General features: G+C 56.0%; 12 protein-coding genes. 2 read left to right on the top strand and 10 right to left on the bottom strand.

Translation table 11 applies throughout. The annotated features are described in order from the left end of the window. Positions 1–19 precede the first annotated feature (19 nt). The 9 genes from HFP54_RS04805 to HFP54_RS04765 form a co-directional block, all read right to left on the bottom strand. Positions 20–1567: a glycerol-3-phosphate dehydrogenase/oxidase gene (locus HFP54_RS04805; protein ID WP_235951281.1), complete on the bottom strand. Its 1548-nt coding sequence runs from the start codon at positions 1565–1567 to the stop codon at positions 20–22. Beyond that, on the bottom strand, positions 1567–3051 hold the full coding sequence (gene glpK, locus HFP54_RS04800; protein ID WP_146410891.1) for a glycerol kinase GlpK: 1485 nt from the start codon (positions 3049–3051) through the stop codon (positions 1567–1569). Before glpK ends, HFP54_RS04805 begins: the two co-directional genes overlap by 1 nt. Positions 3052–3338: 287 nt before the next feature. Beyond that, positions 3339–4136 (bottom strand): FliA/WhiG family RNA polymerase sigma factor, encoded by a 798-nt coding sequence (locus HFP54_RS04795; RefSeq protein WP_145302784.1) that lies wholly within the window; start codon positions 4134–4136, stop codon positions 3339–3341. 62 nt (positions 4137–4198) lie between these two features. Beyond that, positions 4199–4432 (bottom strand): hypothetical protein, encoded by a 234-nt coding sequence (locus HFP54_RS04790; RefSeq protein WP_168564285.1) that lies wholly within the window; start codon positions 4430–4432, stop codon positions 4199–4201. Positions 4433–4654: 222 nt separating this feature from the next. After that, a complete protein-coding gene (locus tag HFP54_RS04785; protein WP_146410895.1) occupies positions 4655–5803 on the bottom strand; it encodes a flagellar biosynthesis protein FlhF in 1149 nt (382 codons plus the stop codon). A 98-nt stretch (positions 5804–5901) separates the two neighbouring features. Continuing rightward, entirely contained in the window at positions 5902–7965 is a 2064-nt protein-coding gene (flhA, locus tag HFP54_RS04780) for a flagellar biosynthesis protein FlhA (RefSeq protein ID WP_168564698.1), read from the bottom strand. A 236-nt stretch (positions 7966–8201) separates the two neighbouring features. Then, positions 8202–9101, bottom strand: coding sequence for a hypothetical protein (locus HFP54_RS04775; protein ID WP_168564284.1), 900 nt, complete (start codon positions 9099–9101; stop codon positions 8202–8204). 3 nt (positions 9102–9104) lie between these two features. After that, positions 9105–9602, bottom strand: a complete 498-nt coding sequence (locus HFP54_RS04770; protein ID WP_146410898.1) for a hypothetical protein — start codon at positions 9600–9602, stop codon at positions 9105–9107. A 277-nt stretch (positions 9603–9879) separates the two neighbouring features. Continuing rightward, positions 9880–12330, bottom strand: a complete 2451-nt coding sequence (locus HFP54_RS04765) for a DUF4962 domain-containing protein (RefSeq protein ID WP_168564283.1) — start codon at positions 12328–12330, stop codon at positions 9880–9882. 427 nt (positions 12331–12757) lie between these two features. Between HFP54_RS04765 and HFP54_RS04760 the strand changes: the two genes are divergently transcribed. Both HFP54_RS04760 and HFP54_RS04755 read left to right on the top strand, forming a co-directional pair. After that, on the top strand, positions 12758–14131 hold the full coding sequence (locus HFP54_RS04760) for a putative porin (protein ID WP_168564282.1): 1374 nt from the start codon (positions 12758–12760) through the stop codon (positions 14129–14131). A gap of 346 nt (positions 14132–14477) precedes the next feature. After that, a complete protein-coding gene (locus tag HFP54_RS04755) occupies positions 14478–14852 on the top strand; it encodes a hypothetical protein (RefSeq protein WP_168564281.1) in 375 nt (124 codons plus the stop codon). Positions 14853–14877: 25 nt separating this feature from the next. Here the strand turns inward: HFP54_RS04755 and HFP54_RS04750 are convergent, their stop codons facing one another. Further along, on the bottom strand, positions 14878–16599 hold the full coding sequence (locus tag HFP54_RS04750) for a methyl-accepting chemotaxis protein (protein WP_168564280.1): 1722 nt from the start codon (positions 16597–16599) through the stop codon (positions 14878–14880). Positions 16600–16606 lie beyond the last annotated feature (7 nt).

Below are 16606 nucleotides of genomic sequence, written 5' to 3'. Positions count from 1 at the left end.
TTAGCGTCGTTCAATGGGGCTAGCGAGGTTGCATCGTTGGAGATGGCGGAAAGAAATGCGATGCCGTTTCGCGAAACTCACTTAGTTGCTTTTGCTTCCAATCGCCATCTTTTTGCAGCTCGATTGCCATTACGTCCGCCACCGTTTCGGCGATTTCCATCGTCGCTGATGTGTTCAGGAATAGACACCGGGTGCGGCGTGCCAGGACGTCTTCCACCGTTCGGGCCATTTGATAGCGTACTGCTCGTTGGACGTCGGCAACGGTGTAGGCGAAGTTCTGATGTAGAGGCGTCGGGTCGGCACCGTCCGGTTCGATGGCATTGCCATCGATGATGGCAGTGTCGGTGGTGCGACACGGTTGTGATGGCAGATCTGCCGTTTTGATCGCTCGGTCCACCACGTCTTCCGCCATTTTTCGAACGGTCGTCCATTTGCCGCCAGTGATGGTGATCAAGCCGGAGTTGGACACCTGAATTTTGTGGTCTCTTGAAAGCGATGCCGTCCTTGCGCTCGGATCGTCTTGCACCAACGGTCGAATTCCAGTGAAGACGCTCAGGATGTCTTGGTATCCTGGCCGGCGGTTCAGATAATCCGATGCGGTCTCCAGAATAAATTCGATTTCTTGATCTTGTGCCGACGGTTCGACGATCGCTTCATCAATCGCGGTGTCGGTGGTTCCGACCAGAACATGATCGTACCAGGGGATCATGAACAGCACGCGTCCGTCGCTGGTCTTTGGAACCATCAGTGCCGATGATCCCGGCAGGAAATCTTTGGGCAAGACAATGTGGACGCCTTGGCTGGCGGCGACCAGGGGCGAACTGTCCGGCGCATCGACCGCTCGCAACTGGTCGCAGAAGGGGCCGGTCGCATTGACCACTGCCCTGCCCCGAATTTCCAACGATTGATTCGATTCCTTATCGGTCACGTGAACGCCAACGATCGAGCCCGAAGTCGACTTTTCAAAGTCGAACGCGTTCGCATAGTTCAGCAAGCATGCGTTGTGCTGTGCTGCGGTCAGCGCCATGTCCGTCAACAACTGCGTGTCATCAAACTGGCCATCTTGGTATTGGACGCCGCCGCCGGTTCCGTGATTGGCCAACGTCGGTAAGTGTTCGCCGACGGATTTGGCGTCAAGCATTTTTGAGCCCGCGAAACCTCTGCCGGTCGCCAGCACGTCATACAGCTTCAGCCCGGTCCAGTAATACCATCGGGCAAGTTTTGAATCACAGGGAATGATGAACGACAGCGGATGAACCGTGTGCGGTGCGTTCTTTCGCAACAACGATCGTTCACGAAGTGCATCGCGGACCAGGGTTAGGTTGCCCTGCTGGAGATAACGAACGCCACCGTGAACCAGTTTAGTACTTCGGCTGGAGGTGCCTTTGCCAAAGTCGTCGCGTTCCACCAACACGACATCCAGGCCTCGCGTTGCCGCATCCAACGCGATGCCGACACCCGTTGCCCCGCCTCCAATGACCACCAAGTCCCAGGGGGCAGAACGAGTTTGGATTCGTTCAACCGATGCGTGTCGGTCCAATGGTTTGGGCACGCTATTCATGGACATCAAGCTTTATCCCAATGGCGAGATCTGGAAACGGCGTCGCGCCAACGCCCGCGACGGTGAATGACCTCATCGGACGACATCGTCGGGTGAAACGTTTGGTCGACGGTCCAGATGGTTTCGATTTCGGCGGTGTCTTTCCAAAATCCGGTTGCGAGGCCCGCAAGGTAGGCGGCGCCCATCGCGGTTGTTTCCACCGACTTGGGGCGAACAACTGGAACGCCCAAGATGTCCGCTTGAAACTGCATCAACAGATTGTTTGCGGCCGCGCCGCCATCGACACGCAACTCGGTCGGGTCGATGCCGGAATCTTTCTTCATTGCATCCAAAACGTCGGCAACTTGAAACGCAATGCCTTCCAAGGTCGCGCGAGCCAAATGGGCACGGGTTGTACCACGAGTGATTCCAATCAAAGTGCCGCGTGCGTGTGCATCCCAGTGGGGTGCCCCTAGTCCGGCCAGTGCCGGAACCAAATAGACATCATCGGTGTCGTCGACCTGAGCAGCCAAGGCTTCGACATCGGACGATTGTTCGATGATGCCCAATCCGTCGCGAAGCCACTGCACCGCTGCACCGGCAACAAAGATGCTGCCTTCCAGCGCATAGGAGGATGATTCGTCCAAGCGACATGCCGCCGTGGTCAACAGCTTGGATTCGGAAAGCATCGGATGATTGCCGATGTTCATCAGCATGAAGCAACCGGTCCCATACGTGTTTTTTGCCATGCCGTGTCGCGAACAATTTTGTCCCATCAAAGCGGCTTGTTGATCGCCCGCGATTCCAGCGATTCGAATCGGGGAACCGAACAGGTCAGCGATCGTTTCACCATGGATCGCAGACGACAAAACGACGTCGGGTAAAACGCTGGCCGGGATATCGAATAGCTTCAGCAGTTCGTCGTCCCACCGCTGATCCGACAGATTCCATAACATGGTTCGCGACGCGTTGGTGACGTCGGTGATGTGTCGTTGCCCGCCGGTCAGGTTCCAGATCAGCCAACTGTCGACGGTCCCGAACGCGACCTTTCCGGAATCGGCCAGTCGCCGAGCGTCGGGAGTGTGGTCCAGCAGCCACCGTAACTTGGTGGCACAAAAATAGGGATCAATCACCAATCCCGTCTTGTTTCGTACTTGTTCGCTGTGCCCTGCCTCGACCAAGCGTTCGCATTGCTCGGCGGTGCGGCGATCCTGCCACACGATTGCCGGCGCTAGGGGCTGGCCGGTGTCGCGATTCCAGATGATGGTCGTTTCACGCTGGTTGGTGATGCCGATTCCCGACACAGCGTCCGCTGGAACCTGCTGTTCCTGAAGCAATTGTTGTGCGACGTCGCGTTGGGTTTGCCAGATTTGCAACGCGTCATGTTCGACCCAGCCCGGCTTGGGATAATGTTGGGTGAACTCTTGCTGTTTCATTCCAACGACGGATCCGTCGTGATGGATCAGCAGGGCGCGGCTGCTGGTGGTGCCTTGGTCGAGTGCCAGGATCATAAGTCAGCGGTCGTGCGAAAAGGACTTGGTGTCGGGCCCAATCGAAATGGCCCCACTAACTGGGAAGCCAACATTTTATCGCAACGGCCCACGGTTCGCTGTTTTGGAGTATGTCGCACGCACCAGTCGCTATCGATTGGATCGCGGTTTACCCCCCACGGAAATCTTTTCCGCAGACGCTGGAAAACGCGGTTGTATTTCGAGGCATCGAAACAATGGTCGACTCACGAAAAAAGCCGCCGGTGAAAACACCGGCGGCTGTTCGAGCTAGAGCGTTGGTCGATGATCTAGGCGGCGAATTCAGTCTTGCGGACACCCAGTTGCGTTTGCAACCGGTTGACGATGGAGGTGTGCATTTGGCTGACGCGTGACTCGGAAAGATCCAAAGTCGCGCCGATTTCCTTCATCGTCAATTCTTCGTAGTAGTACAGAATGATGATCAGGCGTTCGTTTCGATTCAGGCCTTTGGTCACCAGACGCATCAGATCGTTCTTCTGGACACGACGCGTCGGGTCTTCACCCTTCTTGTCTTCCAGGATGTCGATTTCACGAACGTCTTTGTAACTGTCCGTTTCGTACCACTTCTTGTTCAGCGAAACGACGCCGACCGCGTTGGCATCGGACTGCATCTTTTCGACTTCTTTGACGTCCAATTCCATGTGCTCGGCAAGTTCCTGGACGGTCGGGGCACGCCCCAACTTGGTTTCCAGGGTCTTGCGAGCGACGCCCAGCTTGCTGGCTTTGCTGCGAACCAAACGCGGGACCCAGTCCATCGTTCGCAGTTCGTCCAACATGGCGCCACGGATCCGCGGCACGCAATAGGTTTCGAATTTGACACCGCGGTCCAGGTCGTACGCGTCGATGGCGTCCATCAACCCGAAGATGCCCGCGCTGATCAAGTCGTCCAGATCGACGCCATCGGGCAAGCGTTGCCAGATACGTTCGCCGTTGTATTTGACCAGCGGCATGTACCGTTCGACCAGCTTGTTGCGAAGCGGTTCGTAGTTGGGAGCGTCTTTCGACGTCTCCTTCAACGTGGCCCATACTTGTAGGATCTCGTCATCGGCTGTGACTGTCGCTGCCATTCAATCCTCCGTGAAATCATTTGGCCGTCGCGGCATCCTGCCGGCGACGCGTTTGGCCACGTTTAGTCTGTATTATTGGATTTCGTTGTCGACGTTTCGATTTCCGCGATGCTCTGGCGATACCAGTCCACTCGGTGGCGAAACATCTGTTCGACGTTGTGACAGATCAGGTGATCCGTGATCCATCCGGCAAAAGCGCCGATGATCGCGAACACCACCAGCACGGTCACGGATTCCAAAACCACTTGGCTGACCAATTCGCGGTGGATTGCACCACGAATGATGACCATCGCCATGGCGAGGGAACCGAGTGAGACGGCGTAAGTCCTGATCAACGGCCCATCCACGTGAACGGGTCAAATCGAAACAATAAATTCCTGTCGGAACGATCTGGCAAGATTTTGAAAATCAGACTCAAGCTGAATTTCTCTTGCGCGGGCCGCTCCATTTTTCTGTATCGGTTGGCGGGTGGCTTTGACTTGATCGGATTGATCGAAAAACCTTTAACAATCCGTTTCTCAGGCGGCTTCCAAATGCTGTCGTGAAACCGCAGAGGGAAACATTTGCTGTGCCAAAGCATCCGCGTCGGCAATGCCGATGTCGTCGGGTACTTGCTGACCATGTGTGACGTAACTCAGCGGCAATGATCGCCCGTTTCCGCGGTCGCTTGCGACCGACTGTTCGAGCGCGGCCAGTACCGTTGCGCTGTGCGGTGTTTCGTCCATCTTGGTCAAGATCATTGCGTCGGGACGTGCCGGCGAAAAACCGTCCAGCGTCGTCAAAATGGAATCCAAGCCGCTGGTGGCACTCAGCACCAAGTGAATCTCATCAGGCTTTGCGGCATCCAAATAGGACACCAGTTGTTCGATTCTCGCGTCGCTGCGAGGGCTACGGCCTGCGGTGTCGATCAAGACCAAGTCGACGTCGCCCAGCCGTTCCAAAGCCGCTTGCATATCGCCGGGGTCTTCGACGACCTCCATGGGCAAATCCATGATTTGCGAATATGCCTTGAGTTGTTGAACTGCGGCAATGCGATAGGTGTCGATGGTCAGCAAACCGACCTGACGACGGGCTTCGATTCGGAAGCCGGCGGCCAGCTTTGCGATCGTTGTCGTTTTTCCGACGCCGGTGGGGCCGACCAGAGCCACCACATGGCGGTGCCCCGGACGTGTGCGAATGGGGCCGGCGATTTTGATGTTGCGGGCGACGGTTTGTTGTAGCGGTTCGGCCCAGGTCAGCGGGCTTGCATGGTCACCCAGCGTTGCCTGAAAACTGGCGGTGGAACTGATCCATCGTGCAGCGATCGAATGCGGTACACCCAACTGAAGCAATTCGGAACGATAGACTTCCAACGATGCGGGCAGATCATCGCTGCTGTCGGTGCGAAGGCGAATTTGCACGTCGGACGAAGGGTCACGGGCGTCAATTCCTGTCGGTTCCGGTGCCATCGGATCGGTGGGCGACGCGGACGTTGACACCGGCATTTCGTTTGCCGGCAATTCATCGCTCATGCCCGCGGTGACTTCGACGTGGGTTCGTCCCAACCAGCCCAGCCAGCCGTCACGAACCTGACGAGTGTGCAGCACCGACGCGGTCGGGCCCATCTGTCGCCGAATTTCCGCCAGGGCGGCTTGCAGGTTGGCGGCTCGGAACGTGCGAATGTGCATGGTGTCAAACGTGGAAGTGATTGTCGTTTTGAATCGTCGGTCGACGAAGACAAACGGAAGACGATGGCGTCGGTTTCAGGGACTGTTGATATGGGGGATCAGGCCTTGCCGGAAGCTTGGTCGCTGACGACCCCGTGTGATTCGATTTGGGTGTCTTGGGTGATTTCGTTGAAGGAAAGGATTCGCAACCGTGGAATGGTCACCGCGGTGATTTGCCGGAGCCCCGGTCGGATTCTTGGACTTACCAAAACGACCGGGTGGTGGCCCAGACCGATCAGTCTCTTAACCGCTTCTTGCAATCGGCTGCAAGTGAGGTCCACGGCTTCAGGGCTCATCCGGACAAAAAGTCCTCGTTCGTTGTGTTCCACGCCGGCCGCAATGCGATCTTCCATTTCCGGATCCAGGGTGACGACGTGCAAACGGCCTGATGCATCGCGATAGCGGGAACTGATGGTCCGTGCCAGTCGGTGGCGCACGTATTCACAAAGCAGCGTCGGATCTTTGGTTTTGCCAGCGAAATCCCCCAGGGTTTCCAGGATCAGGCTGAGTTGGCGAATCGGCACGTCTTCACGCAGCAGTTGTTGCAACACCTGCTGGACTTCACTGACCTTCATCACCCCTGGTATCAGTTCATCCACGACGGCGGGAGCGACTTCCTTCAATTCGTCGATCAGATGCTTGGTGGAATCGCGGGACAACAATTCGTCGGCGTGCCGCTTGGCGATTTCCTGCAGATGCGTTGCCAGGACTGCACCGGGTTCGACCAACGTGTAACCAAAGATCGCCGCCTGTTCCCGCCGCATCGGGTCGATCCAAACCGCGGGCTCGCCGAACGTGGGATCGCGAGTCGCTTCGCCTTCGATGGTACCGGTGGTCTGTCCGCTATCGATGGCTAGCAAATGGTCGGGAAGCAACGACGCGGTCGCCATGGAGTTACCGGCGATACGAATCTGGTATTCCATTTGTCCCAACGTCATGTCGTCGCGGACTCGCACCTTGGGCAAAATGACCCCGATATCGCCGGCGATGGAGTGGCGAATGCCGGTGATGCGTTGCATCAAATCACCGCCACGCGACGGATCGGCCAATGGCAACAATCCAAGCCCGATGGCGACTTCCATCGGATCGACGGCAAGGAAATCTTCGGGACGTTTCTCTGGTGGCGGCGTGGCCTTTTCCGCCTCCATTTCCGCCTGCTTCGCTTCGGCTGCTTGATGAGAGTGCCGATTCATGACGACGGCCAACCCGATGCAACCGAAACCAAGCGTGGCCATGGGCAAGGCGGGCAAATTGGTCACGATCATCAGGCACAAGAACGCACCAGCGACCATCAAAGCTTTGGGATTGCCAAACAGTTGTTGCAGGAACTGTTCCGGCAGACTGCTCTTGGCGGCACTTCGCGTCACCAGCAAGCCGGCAGCCAGGGAGATCAACAGCGCCGGGACTTGGCTGACCAACCCGTCGCCGATCGTCAACTTGGTGAACAATTCCGCGGCTTGGCCAAAGGACATGTCCGCCCGCATCGTGCCGATGTACAGTCCGCCAACGACATTGACCAAGGTGATGACGATGCCGGCGATCGCATCGCCCCGCACGAATTTGCTGGCACCATCCATTGCACCATAAAAGTCCGCCTGTGCGTTGATCTCTTGGCGTCGACGTTGGGCTTCTTTTTCGTCGATCAGTCCGGCATTCATGTCGGCATCGATGGCCATTTGCCGACCCGGCATTCCGTCCAACGCGAATCGGGCAGCGACTTCACTGATCCGAGTCGCCCCCTTGGTGATCACGATGAACTGAATCAGGACGATGATCACAAAGATGATCAATCCGATTTCAAGTCGGTCGCCCGCCACGAATTCGCCAAAGCTTTGGATCACGCCGCCGGCGGCGTTCATCTGGTTCTTTTCGGCACCGCTGAGGATCAAACGCGTCGTGGCGACGTTCAGCACCAGCCGAGCCAGGGTGGTCGCCAGAAGCAACGACGGAAAGATGCTGAATTCCAGCGGTGTCGCTACGTAGACGGTCGTCAGCAACACGATCACGCCGATCGTGATGTTTCCCGCCAACAGCAGGTCCATCAACATCGGTGGTAACGGGACCAGAATGACCACCAAACAGGCGATGATGCCCAGCGGCAGAATCAAGTCGCGATAACGCATCAAGCGTTGCATGGGCGATCCTTCGCACCGAAACAAACGTCTCCGCGGCACCCATCCCAAGGTGCGGTTGCGGCAAAGATGGGAAACTAGCGAACCTTCATCGCCAGGGTCCAGACGGAATTCTGATTCGACCCTGACCCCACGGCATGTTTCACGTTGCCGGGCGCAAGAACGTGCCGCGCATGCTTACGAGTTTCCCTGCGATTTGTCGCGTTAGCTATTCAGCCAAGAACGAATCAATCGTTCCGTGAAACATCTTCAGTGCCAACGGTAAACCAGCCGACCGAAGCAAGCCCGATCATGGTCAGCAAGACGCTGAACAGCAGCAGGTTCGACAGCAAGGCAATGGATGCAAAGATCAGGACGCCCAATGCCGCGGCATGACGCGGCGGCAGAAGCCAAATGAACAGTCCGCCCAGTGTTTCCACCACCACGGCTTTGCGACTGTACCAGGTGGCGATGTCGCGAACCGTTTCGGCGTCAAAGTTGGCTCGCAACCAATTGAAGACCCAGTAGTCACGGTCGAAGAAATAGATCTCATAGAACACTTGGCCGGACCAATATTCGTCCGTCCATTTTCCCACCGCGCCGCCCAGCAATATCATCGACACGATCAGCCGGCTGAGCCATGCCGCCCGTCGGATCAAGATGCGTTCATAAGCTGGGCGTTGGTCGGCGGTCAGTTCATCCAGCTTCACTAGCCTGGATGACATCCAAAACGCCCAAAGGCTGGCCCACCACGCCGTCGCGAACGTCATGTCATTGTGGCTGCCCTGGTGCCAAACCAAGACGGTTATGCAGGCAAAGCCGATCAGACAGCCCGTCCGACGGACCTTCGCAGTCGGCGTCACTACCGCAAAGGCGAGTGCGGAGATTCCGCCAAAGAATCCGATCCGGAGTGTCGTGATGGACTGCAACCAACCAGGGAAAAAGTCATCCGCCAGCGGCCAAGTGGAATACACATAATCTGCCGCTAAGAAAAACGACCATTTCCAAAACAAGGCCGCCAGCATCAACACGACGACGAAGCGAAAGGCGGCCAGGGGTCGTGACATCGACCAAGATTCCGCGGCTTCGGTATCGATCCAATCCATGTTGTCCAAGGACGCCGACATCGACGGTGGGGTTGAATGCATCGATCACAACCCCCGTGTCGGTAACTGTCCGTGATCGTCATCGACCCGCCGCAGACGCATGGTGATGTCGGCATCGGTGTCGACTTGATAGACCGTTCGCAAGCGATGCCCGCGATAGCTAGATTCCAGCTCGATCTGACAGTCCTGTCGATCTTTCAAATTTCGATAGCGACCATTGGCAAACGTGACCGAACGCAACGGGAAATGATTGATCGTTGCTTGTTCGGATATTTGCCGTTTTCCGTCTTGATGACGAATGACGGCGTATCGGTTGCGAAAGCTGTACATCGCGGGAATGGGCTGTTGAATTGCCCACAATGCAAACGATTCAGTCCGCAGGTGAAAGCGATCCATCGTTGCCCGAGTCACCGCGGGGACGAACGGGAACAGTGCCAGCCATAGTGTGATCGCGACGATCAATCCCACGATTGCCGCAAGCAGCGGATCGTCGCGAAAAACAAAACGAGGCGGTTCCTCGGTCGTGACAGGTGGTGCACGCATCAGTGGCATTCCAAATTCAATTTCCTCGGTCGTGGTCGACCGGGGCGTGCGAGCACCGCAATTGCAAACTGTCGGATTCGCACTAACAGGCAACGCTACGTTACGCAAAACGTGCGTCATCCAGCTGGTTGCACCGGAGAGTCACTTTTGACCAGGAAATCGATGCGTTTCTTGCGGAATGATCCGGTTGTGCGTGCGTGGACGCGAAATTTCCAGGGCCTGGACGCGAATTCAGACCCCAGAAAGTTTCTTTTTTGCCAGACGAACGCGGATTTATCTAACGCAAATCTGCTGTGAACCTCTGCGGCGTCTTCTTGCCGGCGGGATCTTCGACTCTGATCTGAATTTGCTCGGTCTCAGCGTCAGCAGTGCTTCGGTACGCTGCGGCGGCTTGCGGGATTTGAACCGTAACCGTTTGTTGCGGTGTGCGCGAAACCAATTCATAGCGATCGTCCATCACCCGATAATCGAAGCTTGCAAACGCAGGATCGCGACCCTGGGCAACTCGGTAGACGGTCAAAAACTCCGATGGCCGACCAGCGACTGAATGTTCGGCGGGAACGTCCGCTGATAAGTGCCATTCACGCAACTGGATTCTTGGTCGCGGATTGGGATCGTATTGATCCGTTTGGTTGAACTTCAATCCATCGGGAACCAAGAAGTTCACGTGGCAGTGGACATCGTCCTGATGAACCTGGATCTCGTGCTGGTTTTCAATGTCAAATTTGTCGACGGCGTGAAGCCAGTAAGTCATCGTCGACGCTTCGGTCGGAACTAGACGGTCGTAGACGACCACGGTTTCCGGCTTCACAAAGATGACGGTTCTGGTGAACCGATCCAATGCGGATCGTGAGTCATTCGCATTTGCACGATAGCAATCGCCCGCTTCACCAACCACAACATCGACACTTGGCGACTGGACGAAGTCGACGATCTTCGCTGTTGCCTTTGCAGAACGCTTCAACTGTCCGATGCCATTGACCGTGATATTGTTGACCGATCGGGTGCTCCACATCCAATTCTTGTGATGATCGCTGGCGTACATGTCTCGCTTCCCAGATCGAATCAGCAAGCGTTTCCCGTAAGCCCAAAGCAAGAACGAATTGTTCGCTTCGTAGCCATGGGATTGCGTGCCGAACGGGCTGGACTTGAAGGTGACTTGGACATTGTCCTTCGCATCGATCAAGTTCGTATTTAGCATTGCCTGGCCGGTGCCGGCGAAGCAACGAGATTCGTGCAAGTCGACCGGTGGGGATGACTGCAGATTGCCCATCGCACCGCGAATGAATTGAACGTAGTCCGTTTCGGGTTCATGGTCGGGATGTTGTTGGACGTACCAGCCCCAGTGAGGATTCCCAGATTGCGATGCCAAGACGTGCATCAGATCGACGACTTTGGACGATGATGCTTTGGCGTTCAGATCGCCGAAACCACCGCCCACCTTTCCCGGCGGCAACAGATAAATCGGATAGTAGCCGATCTGACTGAAGTAAGGCTTTTGATAAGCATCGATCCGCAACGCGCTCTTCATGATGTCGGCCCACCAAGTGAAACGGCTGATGTAACTGTTCCAATATGTGACCCCTTCATGCCAACCACCGTCGTCATCGCTCCATACGGGGTAGTTGCTGAAGAAAACGTTGGCGGCGAACCAAGTCCATTGATCGGCGTCATCGATCTCCCCATGAAACGCAATCCCCACCTCGCCCAGGAAGTGCCAGGCACGGTTGCTGTGACTGGAATACGGGCTCCACAAGTGCCGCGGGCACAGGTGTTCGTACATCTCCTGTCCCCGGATTTGCATCACCTCTTGGCACTTCCGCCGGTCGGCTTCCGTCAACCGTGAATGGATGAAGGTGTAAGCGCGTGAAAAGTAGTACGCGTAGGGCATTCCTGCTTCATCGTTGTAGCGATAGCCCGTCGCACCTTGTGGATCCCACTGGGCGCAATCCATCAAGATCTGTTTAGCGAGATCGCCGTAGGCATCGTTACCTGAAAGTCGATAGGTGAATGCCAACGTGGTGGCCGAACGCAGAGCGGCGATGGTACGCTGACGATTGCCCCACCAAAGTTCTCGCCATTGTTCGCCACGCGGCGTGATGTCGTCGCCATACTTGCGGGGCTCTTCCGTCGATGGAGGAGATTTCAGTATGCGATCGCATTGCCGGCACAGTTCGGCGTACTGTTCGGCCATCGGACCTTCGGCAAGCTCTTTTAAACGGTCCACGTCTTCGGGCCGAATGAAAAGTCGAGGATGTTCGCTTGGAATGCGGGCCAGCAGTTCGCTACGCGACGGCATGGGCATTTCCGGCAAACCGCCAGTGATCGTAAACCGTCGGGCTTGGCTCCAGTTCGTCTTTCGGTCGCTGGCGTCGATTCCGCGATAACGCCAAAAGTAGGTTCCCGGTGATAATGTGGACGCCGGCGTATGTACCGACAAATCCAAGTCATCGGCGTGGTACGTGTCGGCATCTGGAAAACTTGGGTCAAGCGAACACTGAAGCTGCCAGCGATTGATTTCTGCTTGCGGCCGCCAATGAAAATTGGGTGGATTCGACGACACGGCCGTGTCATGCCCAGGACGATAGCCCCAATCCGATTCGTTCGCCGGCGACTGGTCCAACGGTCGTTCGGTCGCACCGCAAATGGAGGCGTCGAACAAAAGCACATCAAACGATATGGAAACCAATAGCGCAATAGCGAGGGATGGCAGCGGGCGGAGCGACATGGAAGCTTTGGGGGTGGGCAGGCGGGCGGGACACCAAGTCATGGTCGACCGGCGTTGCCACTATCGTACCGTTTGCCCTCGTCGAAGATTTGCCGTCACACACGTTGAAAGGGTGATGGCCGCAGTGTCACATTGTCGCATCGGGCCCATTTGATTGATGAGAACTGCTCATTGCGGCTGAGTGCAAATCGAAGTCAGTCGCGTCAGAAGTCACGGTTGTACGGCGCGGCGACGCTGAGAAGTGGACCTGGAGGTCCACTTCTTGTGGGGTTCACTCATCCCGATTCCCGAAGGACGCTACTGAACGTTCGGTCGTCATGAATCGCCTGAGTCACGATGCTCTTTTGTGACATGATGGTTTGCATGTGCGGCGTTTTCGATCAAAGGTATCTGCTGCGGTGGGTGCCGCAATGAACATCAAGTCACGATGAATGCCCCAAGCTTTTCTTTTCGTCCGGATTGTCTTTGTGGACTGCTGATTTTGTCTTGCCTGACCAGTGTCGGGACGACAGAGACGGTCGATGTATTGCAAGACGCCGCGAGGATCGGGCGGCAAACCGATCCCGCTTTTGAACAGGCTTGGGAAGCTTTGGTTCAACCCGAAGTCGCATCCGATTTGCAAGTGCCAGTGCCCTGCCCTGACGAAAATGAGGCAGACGATCTTGCTTGTGACGCGGATCCCGGTTGGCTGGATTTGGACGCGGGATACGACCACGGCTTTTACCTGGGGACTGCCGACGGCAACTTCAAGCTCCGGATGCTTGGACTGCTGCAGACGCGATACTATTCCAATTGGCGCGACATTGATGCATCGGTTGGGGACCGATTGGAAGCTGGTTTCGTGCTGGAACGAGCTTCGTTGATCTTCACCGGCAACGTGCTGAACCCACAATTGCAGTATTGGTTTGTTTTGAACGGCGAACGGTCATCGGGGACCCGATTCGTGGAAGAGGCCCGAATAAGCTATGCGTTCTCCGACGCGTTGTTGATGCAGATCGGTCGCCTTCGAAACCCGGCGTTCTTGCGGGAACTCGATATCAGTTACACCCGTCAATTGGGAATCGATCGTTCCTATTACCATTCCGTGTTTTCAACAGGTGTCTTGGAGGGCATCACTTTGACCGGCCAGACGCCTCAGTTCCGCCTGATCGGTTTCTTAAGCGATGGCAGGCATTCGGGATCTGTCAGTCGCACGAAAGACTTCTTCCAAGACCAAACGGACTTTGCATTGACGGTGGGCGGCGATTGGAAGCTGTTCGGGGAGTGGGCGCAATACGGTGACTTTGCATCGTGGGCAGATGAGGGGCCCGCGTTGTTCGCCGGTCTATCGATGCACTACGAGCACGGCGAAACGCACGACGTCTTGGGAGTCGACGAAGACTTCATCAGTTGGACAGCGGACCTGACCTATGAAAACGCTGGCTTCATGGCATTCGTCAGTACGGTCGGTCGTCATGCCCAACAATCCAACGGCAATATTGATCAAACCGGCGTGATGATGATGTCCAGCTATCAAGTCGTTCCGGAAAAGTTCGAGCCGTATGTACGCTATGAGTACGTGGATTTCGATGGGGTGATCAATACGGGGGCATTGGCCTTGCCCGTCTCGGACAGTTCTTTGAATGTCCTCTCTTTAGGGATCAATTGGTACTTTGCACGTCATGCCTGCAAATGGACCACCGAGGTGTTGCACTCATTCGACCCGGTTCCGTTCACCTCAGCAAATACCGGATTGTTGGTCGACCAGGCGGGCCGCAATGGCCAGACCGTTCTGGGGACCCAGTTGCAACTGTTCTTCTAAGAAGGTTCCAGCGTGAATGTCGCACCGGAAAGTCACATCTTGGTCGGCATATTCCGCAGATTCAGATCAACCGCGGTGGGACGACACGTTTGTACCCAACTGGTTGCTTGTGTCGTTTGACATCTCCGACTAGTGTCGGAATGACCTCATTCGCCGCACCGGATCGGCCCATCATTTCGTTTTGTCCCGCCCACACTTTGGCGCAAACGAGTCTTTGATGGACCGTCTTTGGCGGATGTCGTGGCCGTCTATCCCTTGAAGCGATGGGGATCACCGAGAGTACAGGGAGGGAATCAAAGCGGTGTGATGCCTCAACGCCCCACCTGTCATCACTTTCGGATCCGTCATGCGTTCACAACGACTTGCAATTTTGGCATTCGCCAGTGTGTGTTTGATTCTTTCGGCACAGTCCAGTGTGTTTGCGGACCAAGTCATTTGGTCGTCGCATTCAGCGATCGTCTATCCACAGGGCGTTATGACGTATACCGTTCCCTCGCCGACAGAATCGCCGGTGGTGGTCTATGACGCTCCGGTGATCGTGCATTCAGCTGATCCGGTTCAACGATCGATCCCCGTCTATCGGTCGCATCCCACGGTACAGCGGCCATTGACCTGGCACCGTCGCGTGTATCGGCGTCGTGGTTTGGCGGGTTACGAATACCAAACACAGCGTGCCCGGGCGCGAACTGCCGCCGGATACAATTCGCTTTTCGCCTTTTGAGGACGCACCGATCAAGGCGATCGAATCAGACGCGGAACGTTGAAAGGGTCTGCAGCAACTGAGCGGAGAATTCTTTCAGGTCGTCGCTGCTGTGATCCACTTTTTCGCTGCATCCGGACAAGTCACCACTGGACTGGCTGACGGCAGCGATGTCGCCGGAGATGCTGGTCGACGCGGTGGAGACTTCGTTGATGCTCTGGTTAATTTCGTCCATCCCGTGAGCGGCCTGGCCGATGTTCAACGCGATCTCTTGAGCAGCTTTGGATTGTTCGCCGACCGCGGCTGTGATGGAAGCGACGATCGCATTGACATTTTCGATGACGGCGGTGATCGCTTCGATATCCGTCACGGCGTTGTTGGTATTGGTTTGAACGTCCGTGATTTTTTCACGAATGTCCAGCGTCGCGTCAGCGGTTTGTTTTGCCAAGTCCTTGATCTCACTGGCCACCACGGCAAAGCCTTTTCCTGCTTCGCCTGATCGAGCGGCTTCGATGGTTGCGTTAAGCGACAGCAGATTGATCTGTTCGGAAATCTCAGTGATCACCTCCGTCACCTCATCGATGGCATCGGCACGAGACCCCAGGTGATGGATCCGCTGCCAGGTGGACTTGGTTTGATCAACCGCTCGCATCGATACATCGGTCGCCTCGGAGGTGCTTTCGGCGATGGATCCGATGGTCGCCGTCATTTCTTCCGCGGCAGTTGCCACGGTGGCGATGTTGTTGCGTGACTGTTCCACGGCTGATGCGATTCGCGAAATGTTCTGGCTCATTTCCTGCGTCGATGAATTGACATCGTTCGTACGTCGGTTGCTGTTTTTAGCGTGTGACGCAAGGTCATCGGCGACGCCCGAAAGGCTGCGTGCCTCTTGGTCCAAACGCGTGACATTGTTGACGATGGTCGAAACGACTTGGTGCAATTTGTCCATGAATCGATTGAACCAACCGGCCAATTCGCCGAATTCATCTTGCGAATGAATTTCGATTCGCTTGGTCAAGTCGCCTTCACCATCGGCGATGTCATGCAGGCTTTGGGTGACCATCTTGATCGAACGCAATAGCCCCCATGCCACCCACAGGCTGGTGGCTAGAATGGCGATGAATATCAGGGTCGAAATCAAACGCATCGACCAAGCATTGTTTGAAAGAGATTGTTCTAATTCTGCGCGGATCAATGCTTGTTGTTCATCGATATTGTCCAGATAGACACCGGCCCCCAACCACATGGTGGTGCCCGGAATCAATTCCGCATAACCCAGCTTGGCCGTCGGTCCGTGCCCCGGTTTGTCCCAGACATATTGGACGAATCCACCACCCTGATTTGCGGCATCGTTTAGATCGACCACCAGAGGGACGCCATTAACATCGGTCATGTCCGAGAGGTCGGTGCCCTGCAACGAATGGTTGGTCGGGAGGGCGACGTTCGTCGTCCCATCGTAGACGTAGTAGTATCCCGATCGATCGTCTTCGAAACGAATGCCGTCGATCAAACGACGAATCTCGGCGATCCGTTCGTCTTTCGTGTTGATGCCACGAATGTGTTCACCCAATGCTTCGGCAAGCGTATGGCTGGCGACCTGCAGTTTTTCTTTCTGGTCGTGCAACATGCGCTCGGTGCTAAGCCGCAATCCGATCTCCGCAGCGTTTCGGCCATTCTGTTCGCCGAAGTATGACATTTCGGCAAACAATGCCATGATCAAACAGGCGACAAGCAGCAGACGACTGCGTACGGAGATGCGGTTGAGCATTTTCGCT

Source organism: Crateriforma spongiae, from assembly GCF_012290005.1.
In the GTDB taxonomy this organism is placed as follows: Bacteria; Planctomycetota; Planctomycetia; order Pirellulales; family Pirellulaceae; genus Crateriforma; species Crateriforma spongiae.
This window is presented reverse-complemented; position numbering and strand designations above follow the sequence as displayed.